The 25,927-nt window shown below is 51.2% G+C and carries 21 protein-coding genes; 12 read left to right on the forward strand and 9 right to left on the reverse strand.

Going from position 1 to position 25,927, the window contains the following annotated elements; translation table 11 throughout:
* Window positions 1-104 precede the first annotated feature (104 nt).
* From ACFQ3W_RS00925 to ACFQ3W_RS00960, 8 genes are all read right to left on the reverse strand, one after another.
* Window positions 105-1,019 carry a Gfo/Idh/MocA family protein gene (locus tag ACFQ3W_RS00925; RefSeq protein WP_379315673.1) on the reverse strand — a complete coding sequence of 305 codons (915 nt, stop codon included), beginning with the start codon at window positions 1,017-1,019 and terminating at the stop codon, window positions 105-107.
* Window positions 1,016-2,266 carry a DegT/DnrJ/EryC1/StrS family aminotransferase gene (locus ACFQ3W_RS00930; RefSeq protein ID WP_379315675.1) on the reverse strand — a complete coding sequence of 417 codons (1,251 nt, stop codon included), beginning with the start codon at window positions 2,264-2,266 and terminating at the stop codon, window positions 1,016-1,018. Before ACFQ3W_RS00930 ends, ACFQ3W_RS00925 begins: the two co-directional genes overlap by 4 nt.
* A gap of 2 nt (window positions 2,267-2,268) precedes the next feature.
* Window positions 2,269-4,023, reverse strand: a complete 1,755-nt coding sequence (locus tag ACFQ3W_RS00935) for a hypothetical protein (RefSeq protein WP_379315677.1) — start codon at window positions 4,021-4,023, stop codon at window positions 2,269-2,271.
* 63 nt (window positions 4,024-4,086) lie between these two features.
* Complete coding sequence (locus ACFQ3W_RS00940; RefSeq protein WP_379315679.1) at window positions 4,087-5,703, reverse strand: ABC transporter substrate-binding protein; 1,617 nt, start codon at window positions 5,701-5,703, stop codon at window positions 4,087-4,089.
* A 98-nt stretch (window positions 5,704-5,801) separates the two neighbouring features.
* Entirely contained in the window at window positions 5,802-6,671 is an 870-nt protein-coding gene (locus ACFQ3W_RS00945) for a carbohydrate ABC transporter permease (protein WP_379315681.1), read from the reverse strand.
* A 33-nt stretch (window positions 6,672-6,704) separates the two neighbouring features.
* Window positions 6,705-7,649 (reverse strand): ABC transporter permease, encoded by a 945-nt coding sequence (locus tag ACFQ3W_RS00950; RefSeq protein WP_379315683.1) that lies wholly within the window; start codon window positions 7,647-7,649, stop codon window positions 6,705-6,707.
* Between the two features lie 28 nt (window positions 7,650-7,677).
* Window positions 7,678-9,348: a hypothetical protein gene (locus tag ACFQ3W_RS00955; protein ID WP_379315685.1), complete on the reverse strand. Its 1,671-nt coding sequence runs from the start codon at window positions 9,346-9,348 to the stop codon at window positions 7,678-7,680.
* A gap of 785 nt (window positions 9,349-10,133) precedes the next feature.
* Window positions 10,134-11,516: an extracellular solute-binding protein gene (locus tag ACFQ3W_RS00960; protein ID WP_379315687.1), complete on the reverse strand. Its 1,383-nt coding sequence runs from the start codon at window positions 11,514-11,516 to the stop codon at window positions 10,134-10,136.
* Between the two features lie 193 nt (window positions 11,517-11,709).
* Here ACFQ3W_RS00960 and ACFQ3W_RS00965 point away from each other — a divergent pair, with 193 nt between their 5' ends.
* Together ACFQ3W_RS00965 and ACFQ3W_RS00970 are read left to right on the forward strand one after the other, a co-directional pair.
* The gene (locus ACFQ3W_RS00965) at window positions 11,710-12,585 is read left to right on the forward strand and encodes a dihydrodipicolinate synthase family protein (RefSeq protein WP_379315689.1); all 876 of its coding nucleotides are present in this window, start codon (window positions 11,710-11,712) and stop codon (window positions 12,583-12,585) included.
* Entirely contained in the window at window positions 12,585-13,238 is a 654-nt protein-coding gene (locus ACFQ3W_RS00970; protein WP_379315691.1) for a cyclase family protein, read from the forward strand. Before ACFQ3W_RS00965 ends, ACFQ3W_RS00970 begins: the two co-directional genes overlap by 1 nt.
* Window positions 13,239-13,254: 16 nt before the next feature.
* Here the strand turns inward: ACFQ3W_RS00970 and ACFQ3W_RS00975 are convergent, their stop codons facing one another.
* The gene (locus ACFQ3W_RS00975) at window positions 13,255-14,019 is read right to left on the reverse strand and encodes an IclR family transcriptional regulator (protein ID WP_379315693.1); all 765 of its coding nucleotides are present in this window, start codon (window positions 14,017-14,019) and stop codon (window positions 13,255-13,257) included.
* Between the two features lie 201 nt (window positions 14,020-14,220).
* Here ACFQ3W_RS00975 and ACFQ3W_RS00980 point away from each other — a divergent pair, with 201 nt between their 5' ends.
* The 10 genes from ACFQ3W_RS00980 (at window position 14,221) to ACFQ3W_RS01025 (ending at window position 25,927) form a co-directional block, all read left to right on the forward strand.
* Window positions 14,221-16,101 carry a beta-N-acetylhexosaminidase gene (locus ACFQ3W_RS00980; protein WP_379315695.1) on the forward strand — a complete coding sequence of 627 codons (1,881 nt, stop codon included), beginning with the start codon at window positions 14,221-14,223 and terminating at the stop codon, window positions 16,099-16,101.
* Window positions 16,102-16,325: 224 nt separating this feature from the next.
* Window positions 16,326-17,645 carry a M20 family metallopeptidase gene (locus ACFQ3W_RS00985; protein WP_379315697.1) on the forward strand — a complete coding sequence of 440 codons (1,320 nt, stop codon included), beginning with the start codon at window positions 16,326-16,328 and terminating at the stop codon, window positions 17,643-17,645.
* A 28-nt stretch (window positions 17,646-17,673) separates the two neighbouring features.
* Window positions 17,674-18,048, forward strand: coding sequence for a Rid family detoxifying hydrolase (locus tag ACFQ3W_RS00990; RefSeq protein ID WP_379315699.1), 375 nt, complete (start codon window positions 17,674-17,676; stop codon window positions 18,046-18,048).
* Window positions 18,020-18,820 carry an SDR family NAD(P)-dependent oxidoreductase gene (locus ACFQ3W_RS00995; RefSeq protein WP_379315701.1) on the forward strand — a complete coding sequence of 267 codons (801 nt, stop codon included), beginning with the start codon at window positions 18,020-18,022 and terminating at the stop codon, window positions 18,818-18,820. Before ACFQ3W_RS00990 ends, ACFQ3W_RS00995 begins: the two co-directional genes overlap by 29 nt.
* A 17-nt stretch (window positions 18,821-18,837) precedes the next feature.
* On the forward strand, window positions 18,838-19,941 hold the full coding sequence (locus ACFQ3W_RS01000; RefSeq protein ID WP_379315703.1) for an alanine racemase: 1,104 nt from the start codon (window positions 18,838-18,840) through the stop codon (window positions 19,939-19,941).
* Between the two features lie 11 nt (window positions 19,942-19,952).
* Entirely contained in the window at window positions 19,953-20,984 is a 1,032-nt protein-coding gene (locus ACFQ3W_RS01005; protein ID WP_379315705.1) for a zinc-dependent alcohol dehydrogenase, read from the forward strand.
* A gap of 63 nt (window positions 20,985-21,047) precedes the next feature.
* Window positions 21,048-21,953: a fumarylacetoacetate hydrolase family protein gene (locus tag ACFQ3W_RS01010; RefSeq protein ID WP_379315707.1), complete on the forward strand. Its 906-nt coding sequence runs from the start codon at window positions 21,048-21,050 to the stop codon at window positions 21,951-21,953.
* A 22-nt stretch (window positions 21,954-21,975) separates the two neighbouring features.
* The gene (locus ACFQ3W_RS01015) at window positions 21,976-22,863 is read left to right on the forward strand and encodes an SMP-30/gluconolactonase/LRE family protein (protein WP_379315709.1); all 888 of its coding nucleotides are present in this window, start codon (window positions 21,976-21,978) and stop codon (window positions 22,861-22,863) included.
* 586 nt (window positions 22,864-23,449) lie between these two features.
* On the forward strand, window positions 23,450-24,706 hold the full coding sequence (locus ACFQ3W_RS01020; RefSeq protein WP_379315711.1) for a helix-turn-helix domain-containing protein: 1,257 nt from the start codon (window positions 23,450-23,452) through the stop codon (window positions 24,704-24,706).
* Window positions 24,707-24,784: 78 nt separating this feature from the next.
* Window positions 24,785-25,927: a hypothetical protein gene (locus tag ACFQ3W_RS01025; RefSeq protein ID WP_379315713.1), complete on the forward strand. Its 1,143-nt coding sequence runs from the start codon at window positions 24,785-24,787 to the stop codon at window positions 25,925-25,927.

The following is a 25,927-nucleotide window of genomic DNA, read 5'->3' on the forward strand; positions in this document are numbered from 1 at the left end:
CCATAAAATTCCCTTATGGGATCGCCTTATTGACACCCATACGGGCTAGATGTGGCACGCTAAAATGGTGAACCTACGCTACGGTCGGTCGAATATCGTTTGCCTTACAATCTAACCGCTGTCCCCGTTTCCCGGCTCATATTCGCACACTCCATAAACCGAATGATTTCCCACGTTTCCTCATGATCAATCGCGGCCTCGCCGGTTTGAAAAAGGTGCATGACCTTCTCAAGCATCGACACGTAAAACGGCTTCGGATGGTCGCTGAGATTGGCATAGCGCGTCGACTTATCCCCGTGCACTAAAGCGCCAAATTTGTAGTTGCCTTTGCGGTTGCCGCGAACCGTTCCAATCCTACCGTCCGCCCACGTTCCGATGACGAAATCAAAGTCATCATTGGTGAACGTTCTGACGGAGACGCAGCCTTTTCCAAGCACGCGATAAAGCATTTCCACCATATGAACGCCGTACCAGAACAGTCCCGGCTGGGTAGGTTCAATCGCCATAGGGCCATAACAATCGGCGCCGATGATGGATTCCCCCTGCTTCATCTCCTGCAATTGCTCGGATAAAGCTTCTCCGAAGCGGAGCGAGGAACAGCTCATGAAAGGGACTCGGTACTTTTCTGCGAGCTCGAACATTTCCGTGGCTTCCCGAGTACTTAGTGCCAGAGGTTTATCGACGAACACCGGTTTTCCGTAAGGGGCGATACGTTTGAACTGCTCCAGATGGACCCGTGCATCCACTGATTCCAGTAAAATCGCGTCGCATTCTTCGGCAACCTCCTCCTCGGAGTGAGCCAACCGAACCTGATAATCGCGAACCAGTTCGTCGGTAAAGCCTTGGATTCTTCCGTAGCTCAACTCAAAATCAGAGGAGGGGACGCCCGGATAAGCGACCTGAATCGTTCCCCCCTCGATGTGATGCGGATGCTGAGGATCGTTCAAGATGGCGGTAAATTCCGTAACGTGCGAGGTGTCCAGCCCGATGATTCCTATTTTCAGCGGTGGTATGCTCAAGATTTCGTCACTCCAGCCGTCATAAAATATGCCGCGACCTTTCGGATGGACGCAATAATATCCTCGATGTCGGACTCCGTGTAAAACTCGCTAATTCCAAAACGAACAGAGGATTTCAAAATTCGCTCGGCCTCCGGACAAATCCCTTCCTCGTAGGAAACCTCCGATAGGCTGAAGGGATAATGAGTTCCCGGATAAGCCTCTTTTTTCTGGAACAAAGGCTGCATATACACCGGCTGCGGAATATAGCCCCGCACGCTCGAGATCCCCTCCGCATTAAGTGCTGCCACAAATTCATCCACGGTTCCGTTCAGCATTTTCATATCCAAGCGGAAAAGAAAAAACCAGAAAGAACTCGTTCCTCCATCTGTAATTTGCGGCGGGTAAACCCCTGGAATTCCTGTCAGGCCGTCGATCAGCATTGTTCCGTAGTCACGCCGTTTCTCGCAGATCCAAGGGAGTTTATCCAACTGGGCGATGCCTACAGCGCCTTGAAGCTCTGTCATTCGGTAGTTGGGCGCAATATGATGAATGTCACGGGCGACGATATGATCGAAGCGCTGATAGTTTTTATCGGCAAAAGCATGGACAACAGCATAATCCTCGTCATCTCCCGAATTCACGGTGACCATACCGCCATCCCCGGTGGAAATATGCTTGAAATCATTCGTGCTGAAGCATCCGTAATCGCCGAAGGTGCCGACCAGCTTGCCTTTGTACATACTCAAATAACTCTGCGCGCAATCTTCGATTACTTTTAACCCATATTTACGGGCAATGGTCATAATAGCATCCATATCGCAGGGGTTTCCGGCTAGATGGACTACCACTATCGCTTTGGTCCGTTCCGTGATACACGCCTCAACCGAAGCCGGGTCGAGATTGTACGTGTTTGGAAGCACATCGGCAAAAACGGGAATCGCATTTTGATACAAAATGCCAATAACCGTGCCCTGATCAGTGATCGGGCTGGTGATGACTTCATCTCCGGCCGTCACGCCGGCCGCCCCCAAGGCGACGTGTATTGCCGCGGTTCCCGAGGAGGTAGCTACGCTGTACTTTACGCCATACATCTCATTAAACTTTTGCAGGAACTGCTTCACCTTTTGACCATAATGATAGAAAAGAGTATCCTGCTCGATCGCCTCGCGAAGCTCTTTCAATTCCGCCTCTCCGAACCTTTTGCCTGATCCAAATGGAGTCGCTTTGACCTTAGGTCCGCCATGAATGGCTAATTTCTCCACCATATTCACCTCTTTGGAATCAATCTGTGAAACACATACAAGTCCGCGTTCACCGCAAAATAAAGCTTTCCGCTATGGATCACGGCGGCCCTTACAAAGCCCGGCAATGTGCAGACAAATCGCGATACACCGGTATCTACATCTACTTCCCAGTATTGGTCGCCGCAAAAAGCGCCCGCCGTCTGCGAATCAATTGCTACCAGCCACTGACAGCTGTTCTCCACGGAAGCGGTATGGATGAATGATCGGGATTCCCGGTCAAAAATACAAATTCGCGCTCCAACCCCGCAAGCAACTTTACCTCCAAGGGCAACGATCGCATTCCCAGCTTCCTGTTCTTCGGGAAAAATCTCCTCATGGACCAGCCCCTTGCCCGGGGCCCATATGCCGAACCGGCATGGCACAGCTCGATGGGGCAGCCCGCTCGCGCCGCCATTCGTCGTAAAATAGATGAATTTATCATCGGAGGCAACGCCTGCGATTTGCTGCTGTGGAACAGGATCAAGCCAGCATTCGACCTCAAACGTAACGGGATCAACACGCGACAAGCCGCCGCCGTACACTCCGTATTTCGCGGACCACCCGGTCCAAAAGCCACCGTCCGGGCCAATAACGCTTCGGCCTTCCGGACGAATCAGCTCAGGGCCGACAGAACGCAGCGTTTGCGGGTTGAGGTTGTTCAGTTGGTCCCAAGGCTTAGCCGGGTCATAAACGACATGATCGCCGCCTACATAGGAGCTCAGGAACAAGCAGTCCCGAATGAACTGCACACCGTATACTTCACCGCCGGCATCGCAAACCGAAGGGGAATTCCAAAACGTTCCGCCTACCGGATCAAAGCTGAAGATCGTCTGACCGAACCCGCTTGAACCCCACAAAAGCTCTTTACCATCCGACTGCAGAGTAAAAATGGCGGTTGGGGGAGCTTCGACAGGGATGGGCTTTAGCACAACAACGACTGTATCTTCATTACCTTCTGAATGGTGTTCGGGTGTCGCCACAATGAAATATTCCTGCCCTCTTACTCCCGCAAGCCGGTTATCGGCTAATTGCCGAACGGGGATGGATTGCCCGTTCGGCAGCGTCACCGTTAGCCGGGGAATGAGCTGTGCCGGAATAGTTTCAGTCAGAGGTTGGAGGGTGGCGGCATCATAATAAATGAGTCTGCCGTTGTCACCGTTCTCCGCACAGATCAACTCGGAAGTCACCCATTTGATCTGTGACCCTGGAGCACCGAAATCGACAAACTCGCCGCTTTCGATTCGGTAAGCCTTCATCCCGCAGGTATCGAAGCCATAGTTCACGAGAATATATCCGGGTGCTTCTCCCCAAACCGGGCGGCTGTACTGGTTCCCCGTATTAGCAGATACTTTGCCGAGATTGTTCAAAGTGTGGTTAACCGGGTCGTATTGGAGCAAGGAACATCCCGGGTAGGTGCCCCCGTAAACTTTTCCGTCCGAACCCAGTGTCATTCCCCAGAAATAAGCCTCCCCCTGCGGTTCAAGCGTCTCGCTCCACTTACGTGCCCGCAAATCCAAAACATGCAAATAAGCTTGATCCACACAGGTGCCGACGACGAGCTTCTCATTGTGCCAGTTTACCAGGCCCCAGGCTCCCGGGCCTTTAGGAAGCTTGATGCTTTCGCCTTCACCGGACTCCGTGTCGATAAAGAGGATACTTCCGGTCTCGCCCATGGCGTAATTGGAGAGCACCAGCTTCTCCCGTCCGTCCAAAGGATCGGTTATGACCATAGTTGCCAAAATATTAAAATTGCGACAGGGCTGCCCTAAATGTACGTATGATGGCTCAGTCACTTGGAACCTCTATTTGCTCATATTTTTATAGCCAACCAGTTCTTTACCCTTCAGGCTTTCGTTCATTTCCTTGATGATGTCAGAGCCGCCGCTCTTCATAAAGGTGTCGACCATCTTATCCCAGTCCGATATCGGCGTTTCGCCCATGATCATCTTCACCTGCGTATCGGTGGCTTTAGTTGCCGCATCGTTGCCTTTTGCGCTGTTCAGTGTGGCGGAGTATCCGTAATAGCTTGGGTCCACATACGATTCGTACTGTGCGTACTGTTCTTCAAGCTGTTTGATGAGTGGTTTTAAAAGTGGGTTCTTTTGCGTATCGGCATATTTGTTGTCCAGCACGCTTGGAGCCCACATGACGGAATCCGGAAGGTAGGTGAAGGGCATCAGGCCTTGATCCGGTTGAGAGAAGGTAACTACGCTGTTTTCATACTTATAGCCAACGCCAGCTTTGCCGGAACGGAAATCAAAAATTTCGTTGTCCGGGTTTTGTTGGTCAACCGGAATAAAGGTACGCCCGTAATCGATCATGGACAGGATCCGGTCGATCTTGCCTTCATCACCTTTCAGCTTTCCGTTCAATACGGTAATCCGGTAGTATCCACGCTGGGCGGTGTAGCCTTGGGAACCATCCGGCGCTTTAAAAGGAGGGATCGAGGAGAGCTTGGCATTTGGCGCAATGGAGAGCAGGGAGTTCGCTAAGTTTTCGTCCATCCCGCGAATGCCGGCCACATAGATCCCGGCTTTGTTATTGTAGAAGTCGGTCTGCCCGACCTCGAAGCTTGCATTGGCGCCGAAGCCCTTGGTAATCGCCCCTTGTTTGTACAAATCGGCAAACAGCTGTACAACCTCTTTGCGGGCATCCGTAATATAACCCGGGATGAAATTGCCGTCCTTATCTTTGTGATACCAGGAATCTCTTTCCCAATATGCGCCCATGCCATAGTTCGGATGGCCGCCCGGATTCATGACGAGACCGTAAGTGTCGTTTTTGCCGTTCTTGTCGGGGTCATCCTTGGTGAAAGCGAGGGCCACCTTGCCAAGCTCTTCATAGCTGGTAGGCATTTTAAGTCCGAGATTATCAAGCCAGTCTTGACGAATCGCCCAGTTCCAAACGGGAGTGTTGGGGTAGTAGCGCGGAATTCCCCAAATCGTGCCATCCTTGGTTGTTACGGCTTCCCAAACTTCCTTAGGAACCATCGCCAGGGTAGGGTACTTTTGAATATAATCGTTCAGCTTCAGGAACGCCCCTTGCTCGGCCCACTTTTGCAGAGAGCCGGCAGCCATGTATTCTTCAATGCCTAAGACGTCGGGCATGTCGCCGCCGGCAATGGTGGCAGACATTTTCTCAAGATAACCGTCATAAGGCACGATTGTCGTTTTGTAATCGACGTTGAACTTCTCGTTGATCAACTTAATGCCGGGTCCGTCGGTAGGCGGAATTTTTCCGTACGTGAAATCCATCATCGTAATGGTGTATTTTTTGTTTTTATCCCCGTTTGCTGAAGGATCGGAGGACTTGTTAGAAGGGGAGCTCTCGGAATTTTTTTCGCCTGAGGAACACGCGGCTGTTGCCAAAACAAAAACCAAAGCGAGCGTACCGAACAACACTTTTCTGAGATTTCTCATCAATTGATCCCCTCCATAAAATAAGTATCGATTGGCGTTACAAGCACCTTGCTGAAAAAGCATCTTTCTCTAAAAGACAACGCTGGTTTGTGAATGGATCATCCTTTTACAGATCCGAGCATCACCCCTTTGGCAAAGTGCTTTTGCAGAAACGGATAAATGACAAGTATAGGGAGCGTAGTGACGAGTACGGCCGCCATTTGAACGGTTTGCGCCGGAGGCGGGTCCCGCAGCAAGCTGGACAGCAAGTTGTTGTCAGGCGGCGAGACGATGACCATCTGCCGAAGAACGACCTGAATCGTCCACTTGGTTGTGTCGTTGATATACAAAATGACGTTAAAGTAAGCGTTCCAAGCATCGACGGCATAGAAAAGGGTAAATGCGGCTAAAGCCGGTTTAGAAAGAGGGAGGGCAATACGCCCAAAAATCTGCAGTTCATTGGCCCCGTCGATCTTGGCCGCTTCGAAAATTTCCCGGGGCAGCTCTTGAAAAAATTGCCGGATGACAATGAGATTAAATGTGCTGATCGCCCCAGGCAATATGAGCGCCCAGTAGGTGTCGATTAATCCAAGCGATTTTACCATTAGGTAACCTGGGATGAGGCCGGGGGAAAACAATAGCGTGAATACGACCATTCTGATCACGAATTTAGAGCCGGTAAAGCGGAATGTAGCAGCGAACGCCATCGTAGTCGTCATGAACAGGTTGAAGAAGGTAATGACCGCAGTTAGACAGACGCTGACGATCATAGCTCGGCTGAAGGTTGGCGTTGAGAAGATGTAGCGGTACGCGCCGAGATCCCAATTGGAGGGCCATAATATAATATTTTTCTTCAGATAATCATCCATGGTGGAAAAGGAGACGGAGAAAATGTAGAGCAGCGGAAAAATCATACATAGGGCGACGATGACCAGCAGAAGGTAATTGAAAAAGTCAAACCACCTGTCTGCTCTCGTTTTGAAGAGCATAGCGAACACTCCTTTTTCGCAAATGGCTGTAGTTTAAAATAATCCTTCATGCCCAAACTTCTTGACGATCTTATTGGCGCCCAGGACTAGTACGAAACCGACAATGCCCTTAAACAGGCCAACCGCCGTACTAAAGCTGAAGTCGCTCTGCTTAATCCCTTTTTCGTAGACAAAGGTATCCAGCACGTCACCGATTTCTTTGTTGAAGGGATTGAGCATTAGAAAGATTTGTTCGAAGCCGGAATCAAGGACGGAACCCAGACGCATAATGAGCAAAATCGTGATGGTACCGCCGATGGACGGGAGGATAATGTGACGGATTCTTTTCCAGCGGTTGGCTCCGTCAATCGTTGCCGCCTCCAGCAGCTCATGATTGATCGAAGCGAGCGCAGCGAGGAAAATAATCGTGGACCATCCGGTTTCTTTCCAAATGAGCTCCACGATGACGATCGGGACGAACAGCTCCGACTTCGACATGAACGAAACCCAGTTAAAGCCTAAGCTCTGGAGGACCTGATTGATCAGCCCTTCAGGCTCGAGGAAGATCATGGCGATGCTGATAATAACAACCCAAGAGAAGAAGTGGGGCAAATATACGATGGATTGAATGATGCGTTTGATTTTTTCGTGGGCCACCTCGTTCAGCATAATGGCAAGGATGATCGGGGCGGGGAAGACGAACACGATCTGCATGAAGGAAATGTACAGCGTGTTTCGGAGGACGCGCAGGACTTCGCTATCCTCAAAGATTCGCTTGAAGTTATCCAGGCCGATAAAATCGCTGGCCCAGATGCCCTTGAAAGGGTTATAGTCCTGGAAGGCGATGACATTGCCGAAAATAGGTATGATCTTAAAGGCTAGAAAATAAATCAGACCGGGCAGCAGCAGGATGAACAGATAACGCTCGTGCCAAAGCTTGGTACGCAGCGATCTATGAATATTCACCCGGCTTGCCGGTTTAACTTCGAGTGGTTCCATCGCTTCTTTCGGCATTGTACCTCTCCTTTCACCCTACGATATATTTTTGGCAGATGACTCCAAATTTGGTCTCATAAGTCCCGTCAGATGAAGGCTCGGCGTCCGTCACGGGGATGTATACGGCTGTAGGAAAGGATAGGTGAGCCCCCTCCAGCACAGGGTGTCCGTCGTTGTCCACTCCGGCGATCCATACATTTCGGCGAGATCTTTCCCACTCGTTAATTTCGGCGATGGTCCACAGGGCGAACCCGCGCTTCTTGGCTCCGTTTACGACTTCCCGTACCGCCTGCCTTACGGATTCATGGGTGTGAATGTGGGCCTGGTGAAAAAGAAAGTGGGCGACGCCTTCGTTTTGCTGCACCGTATCGAGAAACGGCTCGGCTACGGTTGCGTCATACAATTCGGGATGGTTTAAGTCTTGGCTGAGGAAGCCGATTTCGAGTACGTCGTAGAAGCGATTGTCTTCGGTGAAGTCGCTGATTGGGAAGTAAGGGTGGCATGTGCCGAAGAGAAATCCGATGTTGCCTTTCTTGCTGGGTCCCCTTGTTTGATCTGCTTCAATACGATAGCGCTCACACCACCGGAACAATTCTCCCCAGCCCTCGAAGCAGGTGTAATGATTTTTGTTGGAGGGAATTCGCCCGATCTGGGCAGAACGCCTGAGCCACAAGCTTTGCTTGCGGAAGGCCTCTTCCTCCCAGATTCCGCCGTCCATTTCCAAAGCGTTGTAATGGAGAGCTAGATCGTGGCCGTCTTCTTTAACCTGATCATAGATCGGTGCGGAGTATCCTGGTTCCAGCATGCACCATGTTGTCTGGATGCCGATTTCGCGCAGCAACTGCAGCGTGGCCTTGGCATGATCATCTACGTTCAGGTCGCTGTCATGGGAAATGGCTAGCACAGCCGGAACCCCTTCAGGCCAATATCCGAGGAAGGGGAGGGCTTTACCCTTGGCGACACTAACGGAAACCAAATGTCCAATTAGTGCGTCTCTCCACCAATCCGCATAGGGGAAGGCGTAGTAATTCATCCCTGTTTCGGTAGTCTGACGATCGTATTTCCAGTCCATTGCGCAGCGGTCATCCGCTTTTAAAATACCCTCTCGGGTAGGGATTGTTCCATCTTGCGCTTCCGGGCCGTCATCGTATACGGGTCCTGTGCCTTGCTGCAAGCTAACGACGGAAGCGGCGATATTGACCGACCAGCGCTCAATCGTTCCCCGGCCGACCTTAATCGATAATAATGCGGGGCCGGATTCCTTTCCTGCGGGTTCTTCTTGATGAAGCAGCCCTGTCTGTACGACGTTTGTACTCCCATTGTTATTAGGACTTGGACTCCATGGATGAGCCGACAGGAAACGAAGCGGATGGCTAAACTGCGGAAGCACTGCATATCCGGCGCCAAGCAGACCTTCCTCGTAAAACCCGAGCTCGCGGGCCAGGATGTTCAGGCCTCCGTAAGATATAACGGTTCCGCCTTCCTCTGCGTACAGCTTCAGCTTGCGGCCGTTTTCCTCGTTTTCTTCGCATATCGCAGCGATGAGCAGATCCGGTTTATAAGCTAAAGCTTCATCCAATGTGTCGAAACTCTTGAAAGGAAGCCGAAGTTGTTGTAGAATCTCCTCAACATAACCTTCGAAAGCGTTTACACCGTATCTCCACCGTCGCAGCCGAACGGACCGCTCATTTACAATTGCCAATCTGCTTATTTCCACCTGATCTCACTCCCCTCTGAATGAATGAATTTGTCAACTGTGCGTCATGTAATCTAACAATTTGTCGATTTTCGCGTTAGACAATATAACACCGATTACTGTAAAATTGGTATAGGTTTAGTATAGGTCCCATTATATCATGACGATATTGTGAAAAGTCAATATTTAATGTTAATGAAATTTACATTAAAATAATAAATGAGCCTGTGAACAAACCTATCCGAGCACAAATAATGAGTTAAATGTAAAAAGTGCATTTAAAAGTAGCTCATATCGAGTTTTTTGACTTGTTAAGCTCAAATAGATGTACTATTTACATCTATTTTCTTCAAAACGTGGGAATAGGTCGAAATAACTGTACTAAATACATCTAAACCACCAGTTATTTACCACCGCAGCTGCAGTAAACCGCACGCTGTACGCTACACGCAACGCAGAACACATCACGCAACACACAACAGCACACAGGGAGTAATGGCAACAACACACGATACGCAACACACAATACCCGGCATGCAACACTCAACAGAACGCAATACACGGCCACACGACACGCGCTTCACAACACACACATGCACATAACACTAAAAACAAACGCACAGCATCGCATAACACAGAGAACATTCAAGACCATCGCCAGCGTCGCATCTATCATCTGAAAATATGAACCCCGAGCAGTCTAGCAAACGGAGGAGGAAACGCACACGGCGGCTCCAAACAAAGAAGAAACCGCAAGCAATAAATTGCTCTGCGGTTTCTATTAAGCGATATTAGCGGCTTTCGGCGAATATCTGGTTTAATCTAGCGGTTAGCTCATCAGGAGTCTCGAACCCTGCCCAGAACTTCACCATCTCTTGAGAAATGCGCCGTTCCGTAGAATTCGGCAGCATTTCGTTCATGAAGTAGGACGGCTCCAGGTTATCCTGGTTCAGGCCCAGAGCACGAAGCTCTAAATCCGTCCATACTTCTTCGTTTATCTGATGATAAACGGACAGGAACTTCGCTTCTCTCGCCATTCGCAGCTGAAAATCCATGCGCAGCGAGAATTGCGCGAACAGCTTGGCCAATTTTAGATTGCCACTGGTTTGGGGAATCATCATCCCGTTGGCGATCGTAAGATTGCCTTTTGCCGCCTTCGGGCTTTTGGGCAGGGGAATGACCGTAACCGGGAAATGCTCGTTGCGCATGCTTGTCGTCAGCGTTGTCGTTAGGAACATGCCGAGCCGCCCCTCGTCGAACAGCTGCGCCAGCAAATCCCAATCATTCATGGCGATGATCGGGCTTATGCCGTCCTGGTAAATGAGCTTCAACGCAAACTTCAAAAACTCCGGCAGCCCATACGTATTTAACCTGCCAGATGGCTCCTGGCGGAGCAAACAGCCATATTTTCTAGCGAGCACAGGCCAGCGATACAAGGAGGTGGACAACCCAAAGCCGTAGATATCTTTTAAACCGTCCCCATTAGAGTCAAGGGTCATTGCCTTGCCAGCCGCTGTGAACTGCTCCCAGTTCCAGTCCTTTTTTGGAACGTCCAGCCCGTAATCCGCAAATAGCTTCGGATTGCAGGCCAGAAATACGGGCGAATAAGTTAGCGGAACGGCATACAAACGTTTTTGACGGCTGAATACGCTGATTAATTGCTCATTCTGAATATTTTGCTCGGGTAAAACGTCATCAAGCTCTACGTATTCCTCCAGAGGAAGACGTTCCATATCGCTATCACTCATAATGACGAGGTCCGCACGAATGCCGAAACCGGATAAATCCTTTAGCACCTGTTCGTTGCCCAGATCGGTTTTAAATTGACGGAATTCCACATTGGGATAATGTTCCTTGAACATGTCGATCAAGATGGGGAGGGCCTTAATCACGTAAGAGGAATGCTGTGGGCAAATAATGTTGAGCACATTGGTTTCGTACTTCGTAATGTCGAGATCCTTAGGAACCATCGTTCCTCGGCCGACCATTTTGATGAGAATCCCTTCACTCGTCAATAAGTCCAACGCCTGGCGCAATGAATTCCTGCTGATGTTGTAAATCTGGCAAAGCTCTTTCTCGGGAGGAAGAAACTGACCCGGCTTTAGAAAGCCTGATAGAATCTCCATCCGTAAAATATCCGCCATTTCGATATATCGAAAATTTTTCTTGATCAAACAAGATCCCTCCATACTCATCCCAGAAATATTCCCAGATAAGTTATTATAATATGCCCAGCGTTTTTGGTACAGGTTTGGGACAATAATCCTTCACTCCGCATTGACACTAGCAAGAATTGGATGCTATATTTGTTGATATTCAGCTGATTGAAATTATTTTCAGTATTCGGAAATAGGGAGGGGCTTTGCAATGAAAATGAAGGGGAATATACCTGTCATACCTACGCCATTTTCGGGCGGCAAAATCGACTATTCTGGCTTTGAAAAGCTCATCGGGTACACGTCAGACTACATGGATGGTTATGTCATCGGGGGGAGCACTGGGGAATCGCCGGCGCTGTCTACGCAGGAACGAATTGAAATCGCGGAGTTTTTTGCGCGGTCTGTGCCAGATAAACACAATGTGATTGGCCTCGGCCACACTCATTTGGGAGAAGCTGTCCAGATCGGGAAAGCGGCGGCAGATGCAGGAATTCGTACGGCGCTGGTGCCTAGTCCTTATTATTTTCCAAACTCGCTGGAGATGGTGAAGGAATACATCGGGGAGCTTGCCGAAAGAACCGGGCTGCAGATTGTTTTCTATGACAATCCGGTCACGACAAAAACGTTCTATACCGCTCAGCAGCTCATGGAACTGGCGGCGGCTGTTTCGGCGATTAAGGCGATCAAGATGACTGATCACAATATGGGCAAAATCCGCACGTTAAAGCGGGACACTGCGCTTTCGGTATTTGGCGGAGACGATATTATCTGTTTTCGGGCAATTGAGGCGGGCGTAGACGGGAACATGATTATCGCCCCGATTATTTTTCCGAAGGAATTCAAGGAAGGCTGGGACCTGTACCAGGCCGGAAAGCGGGAGGAGAGCTTCGCGGTATTTTCGCGTAACATTTTGCCGTTTATTCACATGTTTGGGCCAGGCGACGAAATCCCTACGACGAAAGCTTTGTATCATCATCTTGGTCTATTCGAGAGCGCCGAGACGCGCTTGCCGCTGCTTCCCGCGGATGAGAACAGGGTGAGAGAAACGCTGCTAGGATATGAAAACAGTTTGAGGATCTCGTGATGCAACAATGGCTTGACCTGACCGGAAAGCTGGAAAACGGCATGTGGAATTACGGCGAACCTTTTCCAGAGATTGCAGTAGAGCAGGCTGCCCATCTTACATCCGACGGATATGAAGGCCATGCTTTCCATCTGCATTCCCTTGCCGGGACGTACCTTGAGACTTCGAATCATCTATTCCTGGGACGGGAGAAGATCGGCGATGTGGGGTTGGACCGGCTGATGCTTCGGGCATGGGTGGCCCAGCTGCCGGATAAGCAGCTTTTTGAGCCAATTACTGCGGATGAGCTGCAGCAGGCGGTTGGCGAGGTCCTGTCACCGGGAGACGCGTTGCTCATTGCCACAGGCTGGGATGCCTATTGGAATTTGCCCGGATATATCGAATCAAGTCCTTATTTTGAATCAGAGGCGATGGACTGGATTATTTCTCGTGATATCAGCCTGCTTGGACTTGATATTACTTCTATCGAGGACCCGCGCAAACCAGGCGGGAAAATGACGTTATTGCAGCGCTATTATGCCAAGGATCGGCTGATGGTCGCGCCTCTGGTGAATTTGCGTGAAGCCGGGGAGGGCCCATGGACACTGCTGGCGCTGCCGCTCCATATTCCAAATGTGTGTGCAGCGCCGGCGAGGGTGATGCTGTTCCGATGATGAGCCACCTTGTTTATCAAGGGTTATAGCCCAGCTTTTTGGACACGGCCAGCGCTTTTTCCCGAAGCTGGGAGCCATAATCATCATATGAGGCGCTTGGCAGTTCATCTCTTAATGCAGTGATGCCTAAGGCGCCAACGGTTTTGCCTTTATGGTCGAAGATCGGGGCAGCCAGGCAGCGGATCCCTACTTCACCTTCTTCGTCCTCAACGGCATACCCTTTCTCCCGCACACTTGCCAGAAACGACTTTAAAATATCGGGTGATGTCATGGTACGGTCCGTTGTCTTGGACATTCCGTGCTTTTGAATCGCGCGATCCAGCACCTCCTCCGTTAAATAGGCGGCGAGCACTTTGCCGACACCGGAGTTGTGCAGGAATTGGCTCTGCCCGATTTCCGTGTTGAACTGAACGAAGCCGGGACCGCGCAGCTTATCGATGTAAAGTGCTTTGCCATCCTCAAGCATCGCTAAGTGCACGGTAAATTTCATATTTGTGGCGATCCATTCTATTTCCGGTCTGGCGGCCTGACGTATATCCAGCTTGGATAACCGCTCCAGTCCAACGTTGTATAGCTTCAGCGTAAGCTGATATTTGCCTTCCTCTGTCTTGATCACATACCCCAGGTTTTCCAACTCGCTTAGAATCGTGAAAATAGACGATTTTGGCAAACCGTTTCGTTCATAAATATCGGTAATCCCAAGCGCCTCCTTGGAGGAGGCCAACATTTCGATGATCGCCATCCCTTTGGCCAGGGCGGGAACGCTATATTGTTTTTTCATAGAGTCACCTCGTCACACCTTTTCAATATACTGAAACAATTATCGACCCACTAATTAAAGCATAAACTTAAGCAAGTAGCAATCATGATCCGTTTTGACTATATAAGTTGAACTAATGATTGTACAGATAGGGGCAGGCGGTTCAACCTATATAGTTGTCTAGTAAGAAATAGGTTCCGATCGATATAAGGAGGGGTGTGCATGAAACTGAGCTTTGTCGGTGATTTGGACGGGGTGCGCGAAGGACTTGCGGCGTTGGCGGGTGAAGCGGGGATTGAGCTTTCCCCTGAGGGGCGTGTAGTTGAGGTGGTCCGCCATTCAGAACCGAGGATCATCGTAGAGGCCGATGGGGAAAAACTGCTGATTCAATATAATAGAAGGATTCATTTTTTTCGCGCTATCGGTTTGCTTGTAGAAAACCTGAGAGAGAAGGATACATTTGATATCGAGGAAAAGCCTCAGTTCGATATGAACGGGCCGATGTTCGACGTTTCCCAGGGAGGGGCCGTGCTTCGGACGGAGTCGGTGAAGGCTTTTTTGCGCAAGATGGCACTGATGGGTCTAGATATGATCATGCTCTATGCCGAGGACAGCTTTGATGTCAAAGAGCAGCCATTCTTCGGCTATATGCGGGGACGTTATTCCCAGGCCGAAATCAAAGAGATGGATGACTACGCCTACCAATTCGGCATCGAGGTGATCCCCTGCATTCAGACGCTCAGCCATCTGGCGGACGTCCTGAAATGGCATGCCTTCGGCGATATTCGCGATGACCATGAGACTTTGTTGGTCGGCCACGAGCGCACCTATGAGTTCATCGAGCAAATGATCGTGGCTGCATCAACACCGGTTCGCTCCAAACGGATCCATATCGGCATGGATGAGGCATGGCGGCTTGGACTGGGCGAGTATCTGGTGCAAAACGGGCTGCACTCGAAATTTGATATCATGAATGCTCACCTGAAAAGGGTTATGGAAATCGTAGAGCGGCTGGGGTTATCTCCTATGATGTGGAGTGATATGTATTTTCGCGCCGGGTCGGCCGTGGGCGATTACTATGATAAGGATTGCGTCATCTCGGATGAAGTTATTCAGGGGATGCCGAAGAACATCCAGTATGTTTACTGGGACTATTACCACTACGATGAGGAATTTTACGAGGATTGGATTCGCAGGCACAAGCGATTCGGCTCGACGCCAATTTTTGCCGGAGGGATCTGGAACTGGAAGGGCTTCGTCCTCAACTACGGCGCTACCATCGATTCTACCAATGCAGCGCTGAACGTGTGCAAACGCGAAGGAGTAAGAGAAGTCATTGCCACGCTATGGGGGGATGACGGAACGGAGTGCGATTGGTTCTCCGCGCTGCTTGGGCTGCAGCTATTTGCAGAGCACGGGTATGCAGAGGTGTTGGACGATGCCAAGCTGAGCCGGCGTTTCCGCTATTGTACGGGGGCTAGCATGGACGATTTCATGGCGATCAAAAACGTCGATGAACCGCCGGGCATCAAGCCGGGCAACCATGAGACGTACAACCCGTCCCGCTATATGCTTTGGCAAAACGTGATGATGGGCCTGTTCGATGAGAACCTGCGCGGTCTGGAGGTAGCTGCCCATTATGCAGAAATGGAGCGGGAAATGGCAGTGTATGCGGTGCGCAATGGGGAGTACGGCTTTGTGTTTGAAGTGTTGAAGCGGCTGTGCAGCGTGCTTGCCCTGAAGGCGGATGCGGGCGTCCGGATTACGGATGCTTATCGGAGCGGGAACAAACAGGAGCTGGCGTATATGGCCGAGGACGTGCTTCCGGAAATCCGGCGTAGGGTCGAAGCGCTTCATGCCTATCATTTTGAACGCTGGCACAAAGTCAACAAGCCGTTCGGCTGGGATATTATCGATTTGCGTTATGGCGGACTCCTGATGAGTCTGGGCACGGCCATCGCGCGGATATCCGCGTATCTTGCTGGAAACGTGGAGCGTTTGGAGGAGCTTGAAGAGAAACGGCTGCCGTTTCAAGGACAGGAGGGCCTGGTGGACTGCTATTTATATAAAAATATGCCGACGCCAAGCCGGATTTCTCAGTAACTATATAGGTTGAACTAAAGAAATGCGGAATCCAGGCAGGAGGGAGAAATGATTCTGAAGAAGCGAAGCGTTCGCCTTTGTTCCCGGATTTCCACCACTATTTAATCTTAACCATAGAAATCCGGGAACAACAGCGATCGTAAGAACATTTCACCCGTCTGCCCTTAACCGTACAATTATTAGTTCAACTTATATAGGAGTGTACTGCGGAGGAGGTGGCTGCTGTGGAAAAAAAAGAACCGAATCTGCCATTACTGATTCGGGACTGGGTGGAGCGTCATCGCGGAGAAATGGTAGATATGCTGTCCGAGCTCATTCGCTTTGATACGGTGAACCGCGTCGTTACCGGCACCGAAAAAGAGTGCCAGCAAGCGTTGTATCGCTTGCTGAAGGAGCTTGGAATGGAAGCGGAGCTGTACATTCCTGAAGAGACCGCCGGCTTTCATGATCACCCGGCCTATTATCCGGGAAAGGACTACAGCGATCGACCGAATGTGAGCGCTGTGTGGCGCGGAACTGGCGGCGGGAAATCGTTGCTGTTCTCCGGGCACATCGATACCGCGGCGGTGGCTCCGGGCTGGTCGTCGAGTCCCTTTGATCCGATTGTCACGGACAATAAGCTGTATGGCCTCGGAGCCTACGATATGAAGGGTGGCCTGGTCGCCGCCGTCATGGCTGTGAAGTGCTTGATGGAGCTTGGTATCAAGCAGCGGGGCGATGTGCTGATCGAGTCTGTCATCGATGAGGAATTCGGCGGGGCGAATGGCACGGTGGCAGGGCGTGCCCGCGGCATTGCTGCCGATGCGGTGATCATCCCCGAGCCGACAAATTTGGCGTTGTATCCGGCGACCCGGGGCGGCGCGTTATGGCGCGTTACCTTCCGGGGAACGACCGGGCTGTCGTTCAGCGGCGAGGTCACACGCAATCCGGCTAATGATGCGGCGAGGTTCATCGTGTTTTTGGAGCAGTACGAGCGGGAGCGGGCTCGTGAGGCGGGACCTGCCCCGTGGTACGCGGACTGCAAGGAGCCGCTTCCGATCATCGTGACCCGGCTGGAGGCGGGAGATTTAAGCTCTCCGCTATGCGACGTCGGCCCCGTGGAATGTCATGTAGACATCTGGGTGGAATGTTATCCCGGCGTGGACGAAGAAGGGCTGCGCGAGGAACTGTTAGCAGGTTATGAGCGGTTCTGCGGCCGCAGCTATGGAGATGATTTGGCAAGGCCCGAGTTTCGACGGATGATCCGCTTTTTGCCGGGCAGCTCGGTAACGCCGGATTTTCCGCTGTTACGGCTGCTGGTTGAGGAAATCGAGGCGGCGACGGGACAAAAAGCGGAGGTGACGGGAGCGCCGTTTGCTTGCGATGCCTTTGTGTTTAACGAATACAGCGCCTCTCCGGCGCTGATATTGGGGCCGTCGGGAGGTAATGCGCACGCACCGGGAGAGTTCGTGGACCTGGACAGCATGGCTGCTCTGATCGAGATCTATGCCGGGGCTATCCTTCGCTGGTGCGAACCGGCTACAGCGCTACCCCGTAACAATTGAGAAGAATTTTTAGTGAGGTGAGCCTAAAGTGAGAAAAGCGGTTAGTACGAATTACGCATCCATAGGCAGCGGTCCGTATTCCCAGGGAATCGCCGCCGGGAATATGCTGTTTGTTTCCGGTCAGGGGCCGCTGGCTCCGGATGGACGCATCGTGAGCGGGGACATCGAAGCGGAAACGAGGCTGACGATGGACAATATCCAAGCGATCGTGGAGGCGGGAGGCTGCACGATGGACGACGTCGTCAAGGTTACGGTCTTTTTGGCGGACTTGTCCGATTTTGACCGGTTTAACGAGGTTTATAAAACGTATTTCAAAGCGCCTTATCCTGCGCGTACCTGCGTGGAGGCTGGCTTGGACGGAATCAAGGTCGAGATTGACGCTATCGCCTGTAAGCCGGATTAACGGGAAGGAAGTGCTAATGATGCAGCGTTTTTCAGGTCGTACGGCGCTGGTAACAGGAGCCGGGCAGGGAATCGGGTTTTCGATTGCGGAACGGTTTGCCGCAGAAGGGGCGCATGTCGTATTGGCGGACATTCAAGAGCCACTGTTATTAGATGCGGAGGAGCGGCTGAAGTCGAGCGGTTACTCCGTATCACGCCGGAGGCTAGATGTATCCCAACCCGATCAGGTCGATCAGGTGGTCGAAAGCATTGCCCAGGAGCGGGGGACTATCGATATTTTGGCTAACAATGCCGGGATCGCCTGGGAGGAGCCGTTTCTTGAGATCAAGGACGACAACTGGCGAAAAATGCTCGACGTCAATCTGAACGGGATGTTTTATGTGGCGCAGCGGACAGCTCGTCATATGAAGGATCATGGTGGCGGGGTCATTATCAATATGGCCTCCACCAACGGGTTGGTCGGGGAGGCCAAATATGCGCACTATAACGCCTCCAAGGGCGGGATCGTTTTGCTGACCCGGACGATGGCGCTTGAACTGGGGCCGGTGGGGATTCGCGTGAACGCCGTGTGCCCCGGCTATATCCAGACGCCGATGTCGGAGGCCATCGATGATCCGGAATTCGTCAGCGGCTACGTGAAACACCATATCCCGTTGGGCCGCGTAGGAAAACCACAGGACGTCTCCGGGGTATTCGCCTTTCTTGCTTCGGATGATGCGGCTTTTATTCACGGCGAATGCATCGTCGTGGACGGAGGCCAGCTCGCATTTTAATGGGAGGGGAACGAAGCGTGCAAAACAAATACGATTTGGATACGCCCTGCATTATCGTTGATCGGGTTAAAATGCTAGAGAATATCCACCGTTATCAAGCGATAGCAAATGAAGCCGGAATTACGCTACGGCCGCATGCCAAAACGCATAAAACTCCGCAAATCGCCCGCTTGCAGATCGAGGCTGGAGCGGTCGGGGTCACGGTAGCGAAGCTCGGAGAAGCCGAGGTGATGGCGGACGGCGGGATTCGCAATATCCTGATTGCATATCCCATCGTAGGCAGCGCGAAGTTGGAGCGATTAATCAGGCTTGCGCAGCGTGTAGAACTTACCGTAGCCTGCGATAGCTATGAGGTCGCCGCTGCCATATCCGAAGCAGCCCTTAAAGCTGGCACAGTGATCAATGTCTGGATTGAGATCGACCCGGGGTACGGCCGGGTAGGCGTTCAGCCGGAGGAGGCTTTGCTGCAACTTGCCCAATCACTAAAGCCGCTTATAGGCATACGAGTGACGGGCGTGATGGAGTTTGCCGGCCATTCTTATGACGCGCAAACGGACGAAGCACGTGTAGAGATCGCGGCGCATGAAGCGGCCATTGCTGCGCGTTCGGCGGAAACCCTGCGCAGCTTAGGTTTTCCAATTGAAACGGTCAGCGGGGGTTCGACGCCGGTCAGCCGCTTTGCCTCCAGCATGAAAGGGATCACGGAAATCCGCCCCGGTACATATGTATTCGGAGATTTAACGCAGGTAAAGGCGGGGGCATTATCCATAGAGCAATGTGCGCTAACGGTCCTGGCCACCGTGATCAGCCGGCCTGCCCCGGACCGGGCGGTTATCGACGCAGGAACCAAAGTGTTCACGATGGATGGTGAAGAGTCTGTGATTGGGACTGGTAGGGGTTATGTTGTTGGTCACCCTGACATTACCGTGTCCTGGTTCAATGAGGAGCATGGGGTGCTGACTTTGCCGCCTTCGGAACAGGGGCTTCGTGTTGGCGACAAGCTGGAGATCATTCCCGTACATTGCTGCGCTGTCGTAAATATGCTGGACGAACTTCATGTAACAGAGGACAATCAGGTTCAGGAAGTGTGGCCGATTGCCGCCAGAGGAAAGGTAAAATAGGGGGGATCTACGTGAAAGCATTGATGTACACGGGGCCTGAGAAAATGGAGCTGACGGATGTACCGATTCCAGTTCCCGACCGGGGAGAGGTACTAATCAAAGTAGCTTATTCCGGGATTTGCGGCTCCGAGCTAAGTGGTTATTTGGGTCACAATGCGCTGCGCAAGCCGCCGCTGATTTTTGGCCATGAATTTTCCGGCACCATCGTTGATCCCGGCAGTGGAGGTGAGCTTCCTTGCGGCCTCCGCGAAGGGATGCGTGTAACTGCGAATCCATTAATTACATGCGGCAAATGCTCATATTGTATGAACGGTGTAGAATCTCTATGTCCTGACCGCAAGCTGTTAAGCGCGGCACTGCCGGGCAGCAATGCGGAGTACGTAAAGGTGCCAGCCGAATTCGTCCACCCGCTGCCTGATCACGTTACGCTGGAAAATGGCGCATTAACCGAGCCGGCCGCTTGCGGCGTACGCGTTGCGGAATTGACTGCGGCCGGGCCAGAGGATACCGTGCTGGTGGCAGGGATGGGCCCGATTGGTTTGTTTGCGCTGCAAGCGGTGCTGCTGCGGGGCAGCAAAAGGGTTATCGCGATGGATCTTAGCGAGGAGCGACTGGCTTTTGCCTCTTCTTTGGGAGCGGATGTCATAAATCCGCGCGAGCACCATGTACAAGAACGTATCATGGAGCTGACGCACGGCAAAGGGGTCCAGGCTGCGATTGACGCGGTTGGAGCTTCCATTACACGCCAGCAGTGCGTTTCCTCTGTATCTAATGGAGGCAAGGTCGTGTTCACTGGACTGCATCAGGCGGAAACCGCTTTGGATTTTAATGATGTCGTACGGCGGGAAATCAAAATATTCGGTTCGTTCGCCTACTCCAAAAGCAACTTTCAACAGGCATTAGAATGGATATCCGCCGGGAAAATCGGCTTGGCAGATCGAATTACGATAGCCCCTCTAAGCGAAGGGGCACACTGGTTCGAGACTTTGACCCGCAATTCCAGTGCCGCCATTAAGGTGCTTCTGAAAGTCAGCGAGCTATAGACCGGTGCCGGTCAATTTACTCTCAGAATACGAAATTTTTCGATTATTGAAAGGGGTATTCATATGAAGCTACTCACTTATCTCAAGGATCAACAGTATCGATTAGGCATCCGCTCAGACAAAGGGGTACTCGACGTAGCCTATTTTGCCGAGCAATTATCGGTACAGGACGTTCCGCAGACCATTCATGATGTGATCGAAAACGGCGCATCTGCCATCGACGCCCTTCATGCGCTCGCGAACCAAGCTGAAGCTGCTCAGGATACGTTATCCTCCGGTTGGCTGAACGAGGAGGATCTACAATTCGGACCTTGCGTGACGAATCCGGGGAAAATCATTTGCGTTGGCCTCAATTACCGCAAGCATGCCGAGGAAACCGGCTCTCCGATCCCTGGGTCCCCGATCCTGTTTAACAAATTCAACAACACCCTAGCGGGGCATATGGAAGACATTGCCCTCCCAAAGCCGTCGGAGAAGGTCGATTATGAGGCGGAGCTTACTATTGTTATAGGCAAGACGGCGAAGGATGTTTCTAAGGAAGAAGCGCTAGATTACGTCTTTGGGTACTGCAACGCGAATGACTTATCCGCACGGGATTTACAAATGCGCACTTCGCAGTGGCTGCTGGGTAAATCCTGCGATGGTTTTGCACCTTTGGGGCCATATCTGGTTACGGCAGACGAGGTTGGTGATCCGAACAATCTGGGCATCAAGGCGATGGTAAACGGTGAACTGCGGCAAAACTCCAATACAAACGACATGATTTTTTACTGTGATGAAATTGTAAGTTATATTTCTCAGCATCTCACACTGCAGCCGGGGGATGTCATACTGACGGGAACCCCGGAAGGCGTTGTGTTGGGGTATCCACCTGAACAGCAGGTTTACTTGAAAGACGGGGATGTCGTTACCATCGAAATTGAGAAGCTGGGTTCATTAACCAACCGTCTGGTTGCGGAAAAGAATTGATCGATCCGAGGGAGGAATTGACGTGGTGAACCAACAACCGGAAGTGCTGGCGGTTGAGCCGGCGCTGCTTGGTGAAGGGCCGCTTTGGCTGCCAGAAAGCAAACAGCTCGTCTGGGTTGATATTGAGGGTAAGTGCATCCATATGCTCTCTCCCGGCACAGGGGCACAACGAGTCATAATGGTGGGCGAGCGGATCAGCGCGATCGTTCCCGCGGAGGATGGTCGGCTGGTTTGTGCGTTGCAGAGCGGCTTCTATTTTCTGGATTTGCAGAAAGAGGGATTGGAATGGATTGCTGACCCTGAATCCGATCAGCCTGGTAATCGCTTCAACGATGGAAAATGCGATCCGGCGGGACGCTTCTGGGCCGGGACGATGCCTCTTGAAGGCAATGAGCCCGTTGGTTCGCTCTATCGCCTGGACCAAGACGGAAGCGTCCGTCGCATGCTGAGCGAAGTTCGCTGCTCTAATGGCCTTGCTTGGAACCCGGATGCCGCGGCCATGTACTTTATCGACACCTACACGAGGCGAATCGATCGATTTGATTATGATGCCCGGACCGGAAGCATCGGTAACCGGCGCGCTGTGGTGCATATTCCGCCCGAGCAGGGACTTCCCGACGGGATGACGATTGACGCCGAAGGCATGCTGTGGGTAGCATTTTGGGGCGGTTCCTGCGTGGCTCGCTTGAACCCCGGTTCAGGCGAGTGGTTGCAGAGGGTTGAACTGCCGGTTTCCCAAGTTACCTCCTGCTGCTTCGGCGGCGATGGGCTGGAAGAGCTCTATATCACATCGGCCAGAACCGGACTAAGTGAGGAGCAATTGCAGAAGGAGCCGCTGGCCGGCAGCGTGTTCAGATGTATTCCAGGGGTGCGGGGACTTCCGGCAAATGTGTATAAGCTGCAAGCGTAACTCTTGAGGGTGAATACTTTACCGATTGGCACGAATTGGAAAGAATTTGGCACGAAACGGTAGTGATAAGCGAGTGCTCGCTAGATTTTAAATGTATTTTATACATTTATTTTTCGCCTCCCCCGGGTAATCGAAAAAGTAAATGCAAAAAGTGCAGCTAAATCGGCCTGATAGGCCGACTAAAGCGGAATAGGCTACTTTTAGATGTACATTTTACAACTACTGCTGAGGAATTGGAGAAATCGGGCGAAATAGCTGCACTTTTTACATCTACTCGGCAGGGCGGACGCGAACGCGGGCGCAGGCGCGAGAGGGAAGAAGTTTACGAATGGCGCCGTTCAAGCGTGATGGAGGATTTACGTTCGGTGGGGCGAATCTGTGACTTTAGGTGCATTTGCGAGAAAGAATGACGAATCCAGACGCCCTGCGGGCGTTCTTTTTTTTGTCAAAAAAGGCTGCCCTCCATTAGTATTCACTATGGAAAAAGCAGGAATTGGCGCAGGGAAGGTGAAGATGTTAAGCGAGAAGCATCTGAGTCGGGGCTAACGTTGCTAGCGTTGGAATTTACGAGCATTGAGGTGATTGCATGGATATCAAACCACATATTAGGTCGGCATTGGAGCATATCGAAAGCCATCTCTACGAACCGCTGAACATCGATAGCATTTCCCGGGCGGGCATGGTTTCCGCAATGCAGCTTTACCGGGATTTTTATAATATAACGGGACACTCCGTGAAGGAATATATGCGAAAACGCCGATTATCCAACGCGTTGGCGCTCCTGAAGCATTCGGACCAGACGATAGCCGATATCGCTTATACTTGCGGATACAGCTCTCAGCAGGCGTTCTGCAAATGCGTCAAATCCTCCACCGGGCAAACGCCGCTGGAATACAGGGAGAGTGACTGCTTCTACTATTTTCCCAAGTTTGACGGGGGCACTTTGCATCAGATCCATGTCGCAGCCGAGCAAATCCCGGAAACGACCCTTGTCAGGTTTGACCATCATCAGTATCGCGGAATCGAAGATCGAGCCGTGAAGTATTTGTTCTCGCTTCTGCCGGATTATAGCGGCCGGATCTTTGGCAGAAACGGAAAGCAGGAGGGCTCCCGATTTTATTATGAGCTGTATTTGACGGATGCCGAGAGGTACGTGGAGAATTTGCAAAACAGCAAGTTTGACTATATAGGAACAAGGCCCGCATACTCGGCAACTTTAGCGGCGGCGCCCGCCCAAAACGACGACAACCGAATCAACGCGGCATGGGACTACTTATATACGGATTGGTTGAAAACGAGCATGTTCGAACAGGCGGATCTGCCTTATTTTGAGGAATACATACATAAGAACGGAACTATTAAGAAGCTGGTATTGTACTTGCCTGTGGTAAGACGGAACGATTACGACAAAATTCGAATCAGAGACTGCGAAGGGATGGTTTTTCTGGTGTCCCGACAAAGGGGTAAAAATGCGGAAGAGCTGGCCTCCAAAGCAGTCATGGATTTCCTAAGCAGCCACTATCCGTATCTGGTGAAGAGTGCAACAATATTTTATGTCGTCAAAAAAGATCTCGAGTGCATTTGCGGCGTAAAGCTGGAACAAGAGCTGCGTCTCCCCCAAGGCAAGGAACTTGAAATGTTGCATCTACCCGGTGGGCGCTATGCGATTCTTGAGGGCAGCTGCTGCAGCGACAGCAGCATTTTTGAAACGATTTTACTTTCCTGGGTGACGGAGATGGGGATTGAAAGGGAGCCGGCGGCGGAGGTATTCACCCTATACGAAACGGATGGCGGTTTTGAACAAGAGAATATTAAAACGCTACTCTTTTGCAAGCTCCAATGATGTTATAAATGGATAATACAACAATAGACCCTTCTGGTAGATTGAAGGTATCAAATGAAAAGTGAGGAGAGTGTAAAAATGAGCGCTGAGCATAAGCCGATTTCTGAACAGCCCCAGCCTCCGGAAAGCTATAGCCCAAAGGGGAAGCCCGCTATTTTGAGTATGGCAGCGTATATGCAGGGGATGAACTATCCCGATAAGAAATTGATCGAAGGAATGGCGAGCATCAAAACCCAGGACCCTGCGGTGCAAGAAAACTTTCATTTCTGTGCTTGCATGCGTTCCTGTATGCAGTATTTATGCAAAGACCCTTCGTACGACTTTATCTTTTTTGCCGGGCTAACCGGGGCGTTATTCTTCAACATATGGGATAAAAAAGAGCCATGGACCTATATGGAATCGGTTACAGGCGGCAGGTTCCCCGAAAACAACCGGGCGATTGAGCTTGCCTTTCATGCCGTTGGATATGCTTGTGAAATTATTGACGATGTACAGGGGATTCAGCAAAATAAAGACCATTATATTCAAAAGATTATCGCTTCTATTAACGAAGGTTATCCGGTATTTACCTATGGAATCGTTGGACCTCCAACCTGTTCGATGATTACGGGCTATGAGAAAAACGGTCAAATTCTGCTTGGCTGGAGCGCATTCCAGGAGGATGACAGTCAATATTTTTCAAAAGAAGCTGGCCTTGATGAATCGACGAAGCTAGTCTTTTTCACTAGAAAAACATATGAAATCGATAGGAATGAGCAAGCTGTATCCGCTCTAAAGCAAATTGCGTCCGTATCCAGCATGCGTCAAACAGAGCAATTTGCTTATGGAGCAGACGCCTATACGGAGTGGGCGAACGCCCTGCTTCGTGATGAGGATTTTACGGCGGATTGCACGGAATATTTAGATCAGGTGACGGATGCCCACTGCGGGCAGAAAAACATCGTTATGACCGGCCGCGAATACGGCGCTGCCTTCTTAAGCAGACTGCTGCCTTATGTCCCACAATATAAAGAGCAAATCGAAAAGGCGTGTGCACTTTGCAATGCGGAAAAAGAAATTTTGAGCAGGTTCTGGCAGCTTGAACCGGGATTCTTCTTCGACAGTAAGCAACTTCTGAACCCTGAATATCGCAGACAGCAAGCTGACATTATTTTGGCGGCTCGTGATGTGTTTGTCCAAATGACGGAAGTCCTTAATAGGCTTGATTGCATAGGAGGGTAA

The sequence above is a fragment of the Paenibacillus puldeungensis genome (assembly GCF_042678945.1).
Classification (GTDB): Bacteria; Bacillota; Bacilli; order Paenibacillales; family Paenibacillaceae; genus Fontibacillus; species Fontibacillus puldeungensis.

What these genes read in the sequence shown, in the direction of transcription:
- ACFQ3W_RS01010 (WP_379315707.1), top strand. Translation starts at nt 21,048, where the DNA reads ATGAAGCTACTCACTTATCTCAAGGATCAACAGTATCGATTAGGCATC.
- ACFQ3W_RS00940 (WP_379315679.1), bottom strand. Translation starts at nt 5,703, where the DNA reads ATGAGAAATCTCAGAAAAGTGTTGTTCGGTACGCTCGCTTTGGTTTTT.
- ACFQ3W_RS00980 (WP_379315695.1), top strand. Translation starts at nt 14,221, where the DNA reads ATGAAACTGAGCTTTGTCGGTGATTTGGACGGGGTGCGCGAAGGACTT.
- ACFQ3W_RS00945 (WP_379315681.1), bottom strand. Translation starts at nt 6,671, where the DNA reads ATGCTCTTCAAAACGAGAGCAGACAGGTGGTTTGACTTTTTCAATTAC.
- ACFQ3W_RS01020 (WP_379315711.1), top strand. Translation starts at nt 23,450, where the DNA reads ATGGATATCAAACCACATATTAGGTCGGCATTGGAGCATATCGAAAGC.
- ACFQ3W_RS00965 (WP_379315689.1), top strand. Translation starts at nt 11,710, where the DNA reads ATGAAAATGAAGGGGAATATACCTGTCATACCTACGCCATTTTCGGGC.
- ACFQ3W_RS00950 (WP_379315683.1), bottom strand. Translation starts at nt 7,649, where the DNA reads ATGGAACCACTCGAAGTTAAACCGGCAAGCCGGGTGAATATTCATAGA.
- ACFQ3W_RS01025 (WP_379315713.1), top strand. Translation starts at nt 24,785, where the DNA reads ATGAGCGCTGAGCATAAGCCGATTTCTGAACAGCCCCAGCCTCCGGAA.
- ACFQ3W_RS00970 (WP_379315691.1), top strand. Translation starts at nt 12,585, where the DNA reads ATGCAACAATGGCTTGACCTGACCGGAAAGCTGGAAAACGGCATGTGG.
- ACFQ3W_RS00930 (WP_379315675.1), bottom strand. Translation starts at nt 2,266, where the DNA reads ATGGTGGAGAAATTAGCCATTCATGGCGGACCTAAGGTCAAAGCGACT.
- ACFQ3W_RS00975 (WP_379315693.1), bottom strand. Translation starts at nt 14,019, where the DNA reads ATGAAAAAACAATATAGCGTTCCCGCCCTGGCCAAAGGGATGGCGATC.